This window comes from Janthinobacterium sp. SUN211 (genome assembly GCF_030587315.1).
Classification (GTDB): Bacteria; Pseudomonadota; Gammaproteobacteria; order Burkholderiales; family Burkholderiaceae_D; genus Janthinobacterium; species Janthinobacterium kumbetense.
The window spans coordinates 1-10530 of record NZ_JAPWIC010000016.1; the positions used below are offsets into that span (position 1 = coordinate 1).

General features: G+C 64.8%; 2 protein-coding genes. Both read right to left on the reverse strand.

Annotation, left to right across the window (positions count from 1 at the left end; genetic code table 11):
* Positions 1-8760: non-ribosomal peptide synthetase (locus O3301_RS28455; protein WP_305058142.1), on the reverse strand; the 8760-nt coding region annotated here is incomplete at its 3' end.
* Between the two features lie 2 nt (positions 8761-8762).
* Positions 8763-10530, reverse strand: a 1768-nt coding sequence (locus O3301_RS28460; protein WP_305058143.1) for a non-ribosomal peptide synthetase, incomplete at its 5' end; no start/stop codon positions are given.

The window sequence follows — 10530 nt, forward strand, 5'->3', positions numbered from 1 at the left end:
CAGCAGCGGCCAGAAGAACTCCCACACCGACACATCGAAGCTGAACGGCGTCTTCTGCATCACGCGGTCGGCCGCCGTCAGCCCATACTCGGCCTGCATCCACTGCAGGCGGTTGACGATGCCGGCGTGCTCGATGGCCACGCCCTTCGGCTTGCCGGTCGAACCCGAGGTATAGATCACATAAGCCAGGCTAGCCGGACCGCCTTGCGGCGCCGGGTTGACTTCCGACTCCCCTGCCAGCGACGGCCACTGGCTGTCCAGGCACAGCACCGGCAACGCCGGGTCCATCGCCGCTGCCAGCGCGGCGACCAGCGAATCGGCCAGCGCCTGGCGGGTCAGCAGTACGGTCGGACGCGCATCGTCCAGCATGGTGGCCAGCCTGTCCTTCGGATAGCCTGGATCGAGCGGCACATAGGCGCCACCGGCCTTCAGGATGCCCAGCAAGCCCACCACCATCTCGACGCTGCGCTCGACGCAGATACCCACCAGGCTGTCGGCGCCCACACCCTGCCCGCGCAGGTAGTGCGCCAGGCGGTTGGCGCGCGCATTGAGCTCGCCGTAAGTCAGCGACTGGCCCTCGAACTTGACGGCCTCCGCTGCGGGGCTGCGCAGCACCTGCTCCTCGAACAGCGCGTGCAGTGTCTGGCCGTGTGCGAATTCTTTCGCCGTGCTGTTCCACTCCACCAGCAATTGATCGCGGTCCTCTGACGGCAGCACGGAAATGCTGGCGATAGCCTGATCCGGCTGCGACCGCAGCGCCTGCACCAGACCAGCCAGCGCCTGCTCCAGATAGGCGATCACGCGGCCCGGCTCCACGCCGTACCCGGCCTGCATCCCTATCGAGAAGCCATCGTCCAGGTCGTCGACCAAGGCAACCAGCGGATAATTGGTCCGCTCGCGCGCCTCCAGCAGCGTGATGCCGTGGCTGACCGCCTGCGTCTCGCCGGCGTTGGAATGACGGTAGTTGAGCATGGCGCTGAACAGCGGCACATTGCTTGCCAGTCCGCTGCAGCGCTGCGCCAGCGACAGCGGCGCCTGTTCGTAGGTCAGCAGCTCGCGCAGCGCCGTTTCCGTCTGGCTCACCAGACTGTCCGCGCTGACGCCCTCCAGCGTCAAGCGCAGCGGCAGCGTATTAATAAACATGCCCAGCATATTGTGCGCACCCGCCGTGCCCTGCAGGCGGCCGGACAGCACGGTGCCAAACACCACATCGCCGCGCGCGCTGCAGGCACCGACCACCAGTGCCCATGCCGCATGAAACAAGGTCGCCGGGCTGGTCTTGCGCTGTTTCGCCACTTGACGGATCGCATCGGCCAGCGCCGCGTCGAGAGTCCTGCGCTGCTCCGCTATCTGGCTGCCGTCGCCGTGGACGTTGAGCAGATTGAACGGCGCCGTCGGCTCGGTCACATCGCCCAGCACCTTGCTGAAGTAGGCTTGCGCATCGTTGTTGCTGGCCTGGTGCAGCGCATGGGCCACGAATTCTCGGTAAGGCACGGGCGGCGCAAGGTGGTCGATGCTGCCGGCGAGATGGGCCTGCACCTCCGACACCAGCATCAGCTGCGAGGTCACGTCCTCGATCAGATGGTGGGCATGCAACAGCACATAGACCTTGGAGGACTGCGGGGACTGTGCTGCGCATACGCGCAGCATCGGTGCCACGGCCAGGTCCATATGCAGCTTGAAGCGAAAGGCAAGCGCGCTTCGCGCGTCGCTGTCGCCACCGCTGCCCAGCTCTATCATTTCGACGTCCAAATCGACCTGGCGATAGACGACCTGCACCGGAACACTCAGGTTCTCGGACAGGATCGCGGTGCGCAGCGCGTCATGCCGCGCGATGACCTTGCGCAGCGCTTCGATCAGCGCGTCGAACTGCGCGCGCGAGTCAACCTCAAACAGCGATGGCAGCACATAGGGATCGTTCTCGCGATGCATCAGGTGGTAGAAGTACATCCCCTCCTGCAGCGGCGCCAGCGGATAGATGTCCTGCACATTGGCCGCGCCACCGGGCACGCTGGCCACGATGCGGTCGATTTCGTCCTGGCTAAGTTCAACCAGTGGCAGCATGGCCGGCGCGATGTGTCCGCATACGGGAGGAATCAGGTTGGGCGGCGCCACAAAGGGCGCTTCGCCGGCACCCGCCAATGCATCCACTCTGGCTGCCAGCGCGCCCAGGCTCGACGCCTCATAGATCGCGCGGACATCGGTCTGCAGTCCGGCCTGCTGCATCGCCGCCAGCAATTGCACCACCAGCAACGAGTGGCCGCCAAGTTCGAAGAAGTTATCGTGGATGCCTACCTGTCCAACCTTGAGCACCTCGGCCCAGATCGCGGCGAGCTTGTGCTCCGTGTCCGTCTGCGGCGCGCTATATTCGCGCTGGAACTGGCTGGCGTCCGGCGCCGGCAGCGCCTTCCGGTCCACCTTGCCATTGCGCGTCAACGGCAATTGTTCGAGCAGCACGAAGGCGCCCGGCACCATATATTCCGGCAGGCTTGCCAGCAGATATTCGCGCAGCGCTGCGGCGGAAGCGTCCCGCCCTTCCTGCACGGTCAGATAGGCCAGCAGCCGCTTGTCGCCGGCGATATCCTCGCGCACGACCACCACGGCTGCAGCCACGGCCTCGTGCTGGACCAGCCGGCTTTCGATCTCGCCCAGCTCGATGCGGAAACCACGGATCTTCACCTGCTCGTCGATGCGGCCGACATATTCCAGGTTGCCGTCGGCCAGACGCCGCACCAGATCACCCGTGCGGTACAGCCGCGTACTGCTGGCCGGCTCGCCGGCGTCATGGAAGGGATTGGCGATGAAGCGTTCGGCGCTCAGTTCTGGACGGTTCAGGTAGCCGCGCGCCAGGCCGGCGCCGCCGACGTGGAGTTCGCCCACGACGCCGTCCGGCGTCAAGCCCCGCTGTGGCGTCAGGATCACCGCGCACAGGTCGGCCAGCGGATGGCCGATGACGCTGGGGTTGGACGTGTTCGTGATGTCGGCCATCAGCAGGCGGCGGTAGGTCACGTGCACCGTGGTCTCGGTGATACCGTACATATTGACCAGCTGCGGCATAGCGTCGCCGTGACGTGCGGCCCAAGGCTGCAGCGTGGCGACGTTGAGCGCCTCGCCGCCGAAGATCACGCAGCGCAGCGACAGTGGGGCCCGCTGCTCGCCGTCCACCACGATCAGCATGCCGAAGGCGCTCGGGGTCTGGTTCAGCACCGTCACCTGCTCCTTGCTCAGCAACTGGTAGAAATCGGGCGCCGAACGGGCGACCCAGTGCGGCACCACGACCAGGCGGCCGCCATGCAGCAGCGCGCCCCAGATTTCCCATACCGAGAAGTCGAAGCCGAAGGAGTGGAACAGGGTCCAGACATCGCGTCCGTTGAAACCGAACTGGCCGGTGCTGGCGGCAAACAGCCGCGTGACATTGCGGTGCTCGATCAGCACACCCTTGGGCAAGCCGGTCGAGCCGGACGTGTAGATCACGTAGGCCAGATTGTCGGGCCCCTGCGCCGGCAGACGAGCCAGGTTGCAGTCTGCATGCGCCTGCAACTGGCCGGCGAAGGCTGGCGCATCGAGCGCGGCGATGATGACGGCGCGGCCGGCCGACAATTCAGCGGCCCGCTCCAGCAGCGATTCCTGCGTGAGCAGCAGCGACAGCCCGCTGTCCCCGGCCATATAGGCCAGGCGCTCGTTCGGATAGACCGGGTCGAGCGGCACGTAGGCGCCGCCCGCTTTCAACACGCCCAGCAGGCCGACAATCATCTCCAGACCGCGTTCGACGAAGATGCCGACCAGACTGTCCGGCCCCACGCCCTGTCCGCGCAGGTAATGGGCCAGACGGTTGGCCCGCGCATTGAGCTCTTGGTAAGTTAGCGACTGGCCCTCGAACACCACGGCCACCTGCTGCGGCGCGCCTTGCGCCTGCGCTTCAAACAGTTCGTGCAGCGCACTGTCGCCATCATGGCGCTGCGCTATCCGCGTGCCCACCGCCAGCAACTGCTCGCGCTCCTGCGGCGGCAGCACCGAAATATCGCCGGCGTTCATGTCCGGCTGCGACCGCAGCGCCTGCACCAGACCGGCCAGCGCCTGCTCCAGATAGGCGATCACGCGGCCCGGCTCCACGCCGTACCCGGCCTGCATCCCTATCGAGAAGCCGTCGTCCAGGTCGTCGACCAAGGCAACCAGCGGATAATTGGTCCGCTCGCGCGCCTCCAGCAGCGTGATGCCGTGGCTGACCGCCTGCGTCTCGCCGGCGTTGGAATGACGGTAGTTGAGCATGGCGCTGAACAGCGGCACATTGCTTGCCAGTCCGCTGCAGCGCTGCGCCAGCGACAGCGGCGCCTGTTCGTAGGTCAGCAGCTCGCGCAGCGCCGTTTCCGTCTGGCTCACCAGACTGTCCGCGCTGACGCCCTCCAGCGTCAAGCGCAGCGGCAGCGTATTAATAAACATGCCCAGCATATTGTGCGCACCCGCCGTGCCCTGCAGGCGACCGGACAGCACGGTGCCAAACACCACATCGCCGCGCGCGCTGCAGGCACCGACCACCAGTGCCCACGCCGCATGGAACAGCGTCGCCGGGCTGGTCTTGCGCTGTTTCGCCACTTGACGGATCGCATCGGCCAGCGCCGCGTCGAGAGTCCTGCGCTGCTCCGCTATCTGGCTGCCGTCGCCGTGGACGTTGAGCAGATTGAACGGCGCCGTCGGCTCGGTCACATCGCCCAGCACCTTGCTGAAGTAGGCTTGCGCATCGTTGTTGCTGGCCTGGTGCAGCGCATGGGCCACGAATTGACGGTAGGGAACCGGCTGGGGCAGCTCTTCTGCCCGGCCGGCCACGCAAGCCTCCAGCTCCCTGCGAATAATCTCCAGGCCGGCGTGGTCCGCGACGATATGGTGCAGCTGGATCACGAAGAAATGGCGCTCGGTGCCCGGTTCGCGAGCCGCATTGATCTGCAACATGGGCGCCTTCGCCAGGTTCATGGGCCTGTCATAACGCGCCTTGAGCTGGTCCTGCACATCCATGCCTGGATTCAGCTCGATCATGTCGAGTGCCATTCCGGCCTGGCGATACACAAGCTGTACAGGTATCGGCAGCTGCTCCGACAGGATCGCCGTCCGCAATACGTCATGGCGCGCGATCACTTGGCGCAGACCGCCGATCAGGGCCTCGAATTGCGCACCCGTGTCGACCGAGTATAGCGAAGACAGGATGTAGGGATCGTTCTGGCTATGCATCAGGTGGTAGAAGTACATCCCCTCCTGCAGCGGCGCCAGCGGATAGATGTCCTGCACGTTGGCCGCGCCGCCGGGCACGCTGGCCACGATCAGGTCGATTGCTTCCTGGCTAAGGTCAACCAGCGGCAGCAGGTCCGGCGTGATGCGCTCGCAGCCAGCCGGAATCCGGGGCGCCGGAACGACAAAAGTGCCCTCTGCGACGGGCGCGGCCACGTCGACCATCGCGGCCAGCGCGCCGAGGTTGGCCGCAGAGAATATCATCTGGGCATCCGCATCCAGACCGGCTTCCTGCATTGACGACAGCAACTGCACTACCAGCAGCGAATGTCCACCCAGGCCGAAGAAGTTGTCGCCGACGCTGATTTTGCTGACATCATGGTTCAGTACCGAAGCCCAAGTCGCAGCGATCGCCTTCTCGCTCGCGGTCTGCGGCGCCACGTATTCCTGCTGCGAGGCGCCCGCATCCGCGGCGGGCAAGGCCTTCCGGTCCACTTTGCCGTTGGGCGTCAGCGGCAAGGCATCGAGCACCATCCATGCCGTTGGCACCATGTAATCGGGAAGCTGCGCCTGCAATTGCGCCTGCAACTGCGCGACCGACAATTGCGCATCCGGCCCGGCCACCACATACGCCACCAGCCGCTTGTCGCCGGGGACATCCTCGCGCATGGCGACCACTGACTCGCGCACGTCTGCGCAGGCCAGCAGCTGGCTTTCGATTTCCCCCAGCTCGATACGGAAACCGCGCAGTTTCACCTGATCGTCGATGCGGCCGGCGAATTCCAGGCTGCCGTCCGCCAGATGGCGCACCAGATCGCCCGTCTTGTACAGACGCGAACCGGGCTCGCCAAACGGATTGGCAATGAATTTTTCGGCCGTCAGCTCGGAACGGTTCAGGTAGCCGCGCGCCAGGCCCACGCCGCCGACGTGCAATTCCCCCAGCACGCCAACCGGCACCGGGTTCAGGCAGCGGTCCAGCACATAGAGCTGGGTGTTGGCAATCGGGCGGCCAATCGTGATGACCTGGCCGGGCCGCAGTTCGGCCGTACTGACCCAGACCGTGCTTTCTGTCGGCCCGTAGGCATTGAACACCCGGCATACCGACAGCCACGGCGCCACAACCTGCGCGCCGCAGGTTTCGCCCGCCAGCACCAGGGCCTCCAGCGCATAGCCCGCGCCACTGTCCAGGTGCGGCAACAGCGCCGGCGGCAAGGTCGCATGCGTGATGCCGTGCTCGCGCAGGAAGGTCTGGATCGCGGCCGGATTGTGCCGCTGTTCCTCCGTGCAGACGTGGAAGGCGGCGCCGCGCAGCAGCGCCATGATCCATTCGAAGGTCGCCGCGTCGAAGCTCAGCGATGCGAAGCCGAGCACGCGGCTATCGTCGGCCACGCCGAACATGGCCTGCTGGCTGACCGCCAGGTTACAGGCGCCGCGATGCGCGATCTGCACGCCCTTCGGCTGCCCGGTCGAGCCGGAAGTATAGATCACGTAGGCCAGATGGGCAGGCTGCACCGCTGTGCGCGGATTGTCGCGGCGATAGCCGGACAGCGCCTGCCAGCCGCTGTCCAGGCTGACCACCTTGGCACCGTCGAGCGGCAGATTGGCCTGCAGTTGCGGCTGGGTCAGCACCACCGGAGGCCGGGAGTCGCCCAGCATATAGGCCAGCCGCTCGCGCGGATAGGCCGGGTCCAGCGGTACATAGGCGCCGCCGGCCTTGAGGATGGCCAGCACGCCAACCACCATCTCGATGCCGCGCTCGACGCACAGTCCCACCAGCGTGTCGGCCACCACACCCTGCTCCAGCAGGCAGTGCGCCAGCTGGTTGGCACGCTCGTTCAGTTCGCGGTAGGTCAGCGAACGGTCTTCGCACACCAGCGCCACCTTATCGGGCATGCGTTCGGCCTGTTCCTCGAACAGCTGGTGGATGCACTGCTCATGCGGGTAGGCCGCTTCGGTCGCGTTGAGTTCATACAGCAGGTAGTGTCGCTCATCGTCGCCCAGCAGCGGCAGGTCGTAGACCGGCGTCTGCGGCGCCGCCGCAATACCCTGCAGCAGCCGGTCGTAATGCGCGGCTAGCCTGGCGACCGTGGCCGCGTCGAACAGATCGACGTTGTAGTCGATGTGACAGGCAAGGCCGCCTGACGTTTCCCTTACCTCGAACAGCAAATCGTACTTGGCGGGTGCATCCTTGTTATCCACCGCCTCAAACGCGACATCCTCCAGCCTGACGTGACCACCCACGCTGACTTCCATGCCCATGCTGAACATGATCTGGAACAGCGGGCTGTATTGCGTGCTGCGCTGGGGATTGATGCGCTCGACCAGATACTCGAACGGTACGTCCTGCCGGCTTTGCGCGTCGAGGTTGACCGCCTTGACCTGTTCCAGGTACTGGTCGAAGCGCGGGTTGCCCGACACGTCGGTGCGCAGCACCAGTGTGTTGACGAAGAAGCCGATGAGCTCTTCTAGCTCCTTCTGCAGCCGGTTGGCCACCGGCGTGCCGATCACGATGTCGCTGCTGTTGCCGTGCCGCGCCAGCAGCACGCTCAGCGCGGCGTGCAGCACCATGAAAGGCGTGGCCTGGTTGTCCTGGGCGACTTTTTTCAGGCCCTCATGAACAGCCTTTCCAACTGTGAAGCGGTGGCGCGCACCCCGGAAGCTCTGGTGCGCCGGGCGGGTGCGGTCCAGTGGCAGATTGTGCACCGGCGGCAGGCCGGCCAGTTGCTTGCTCCAATAGCCAAGCTGCTCCTCCAGTACCGGTCCGGTCAGCCAGTTGCGCTGCCATTGCGCGTAGTCGGCATAAGCGATCGCCAGCGGAACGTAGGGGTCGGCGGCGCCGCTGCGCAGCGCCTGGTACTGGCCCAGGAATTCCCTGACCAGCAGGCCCATCGACCAGCCATCCGAGGCAATGTGATGCATATTAAATAACAGAATGCCCTCTTCCTCGCCCAGCCGGACGAAGCCGGCACGCAGCATCAAGTCGCGCGCCAGGTCGAACGGCGCTTCGGCGTCGGCCAGGGCCAGCTGCTGTACAGCCTGTTCCCGCGCGCCGGTGTCGAGCTGCGTCAGGTCGCTCACCCGGATACCGAATTCCACCTGCTCGCGGATCACCTGCCGCAATTGCTCGTCTTCGCCTGCGAACACCGTGCGCAGCGGCTCGTGCCGCGCGATGATGCGCCGGAACGCCTGCTCGGCGGCGGCAACATCGAAGCGGCCCGTCACGCGCAGGGCGGACGGCATGTTGTAGTGCGCGCTGCCGCCGTTGAGCCGGTCCAGCAGCCACAGGCGCTGCTGCGCGAACGATACGGCCACTTTGCCGGAGTGGCGTGGCATGGCCACCACGTTCATGCGGCTGGCGCCGGCCGACACGGAGTTCTGGTTCAGATAGTCAATGAGCTGCTGCTTGTTGTTCTTGATTAGCTGCACTGCATCGGCATCGAGCGAGCCCTTGCGGGCCCTCGCCTTTAGGGTGCCGCCCTCAACAAATACTTCGATCCCCTTGGCTCCAAGTTGTAGCAAGACTTCATTTACGTAGTTCATCTTCAGAATTCCATTTCTTCGATTTGATTGGCAGGCACCGCCGACAATTCCTGAGCCAGTTTGCTTTTGCCTTGCAAAGCATCGACCGACTTGGCGATCAAGCCGATGGTGACGTCCGTAAATGCTCCCCTGACGCCGATTTCGACGTCGAAGCTTGACTTGATGACCCGAAACAGCTGGACCAGCAGCAGCGAATTGCCGCCGAGCGCGAAGAAGTTCGCGTTGACACTGATGTCCCCTGAATTGAGCTGAAGCAGGCTAGCCCAGATCCCTACCAACGTTTCCTCGGTCGCGGTGCGCGGCGCTAGGTATTCATCTAGCAGGTGGCTGCCATCGGGCGCCGGCAGCGCCTTGCGGTCCAGTTTTCCGTTCGGCGTCAATGGCAAGGTGTCCAGCACCTGCCACGCCGACGGCACCATATACTCGGGCAGCACTTGCACGAGTGCGGCCTGCAGCGCGGGGATCGACAGTGCCGTCGAGTCGTCAGGCACGATGTAGGCCACCAGACGTTGATGGCCGGGCCGGTCTTCGCGCACGGCGGCGACCGCCTCCAGCACACCCGTGCACGCCGCCAACTGGCTCTCGATTTCGCCCAGTTCGATGCGCTGGCCGCGGATCTTCACCTGGTCGTCGATCCTGCCGATATATTCAATGTTGCCGTCTGCCAAATGGCGCGCGAGATCACCCGTTTTGTACAGGCGCGTGCTGCTGGACGGGTCCAGCGGATCATGGAAAGGATTTGGAATGAAACGCCCGGCCGTGAGTTCAGAACGATTCAGATAGCCCCGTGCCAGCCCGATGCCGCCAATGTGTAGCTCGCCGATGCTTCCCTTGGGCAGCAGCTGATTTTGCGCGCCCAGAACGTAAAGCGCCATGTTCTGGATCGGGCGGCCGATCGGCACCGTCACCAAATCCACAGTCTTCGGGCAGGCCCAGTAACTGACATCGATTGCCGCTTCTGTCGGGCCATACAGGTTGTGCAGCGGTGCGGCATTGGCTGCGTAATGGCTTGCCACTACATCCACGGGCAGGGCCTCGCCGCTGCAGAACACCTGCCGCACGGACGTGCAGTGCTGCCAGCCTTCATCGCTGGCCATCAGGCGCAGCATCGACGGCACGAAGTGCAGCGTTGTCACCCCTTCGGACTGGATCACGGACGCGAGATAGGCCGTATCCTTGTGCCCCTCGGGTTCTGCCATGACCAAGCGCGCGCCGGCAATGAACGGCCAGGTTAGCTCCCACACGGAGACGTCGAAACCGAACGGCGTTTTTTGCAGGACGACGTCCGTCTCGCCGAGCGGGTATTCACGCTGCATCCAGTCGATGCGGTTGACCAGGGCTTGGTGCTCGACCAGCACACCCTTGGGACGGCCTGTGGAGCCGGAGGTATAGATCACATAAGCCAGGTTTCGGGGGCCGGCATGGCAGCCATGGGGATTCTGCCTACTGCGGCCCGGCGACGCATCATTCAGTTCTTTGCAATCGAGGCTGGCGATGCCTATGCTGCGCCCTGCCACCATGTCCGACGCCTGTTGATGCAGCCCGTCCTGGGTAAGCAGTATAGTGGCACCGCAGTCCTCAAGCATGTAGGCGAGACGATCCTTCGGGTAGCTCGTGTCCAGCGGTACGTAGGCGCCGCCGGCCTTGAGGATGGCCAGCACGCCAACCACCATCTCGATGCTGCGTTCGACATACAGTCCCACCAGCGTGTCGGCCGCCACACCCTGCTCCAGCAGGCAGTGCGCCAGCTGGTTGGCACGCTCGTTCAGT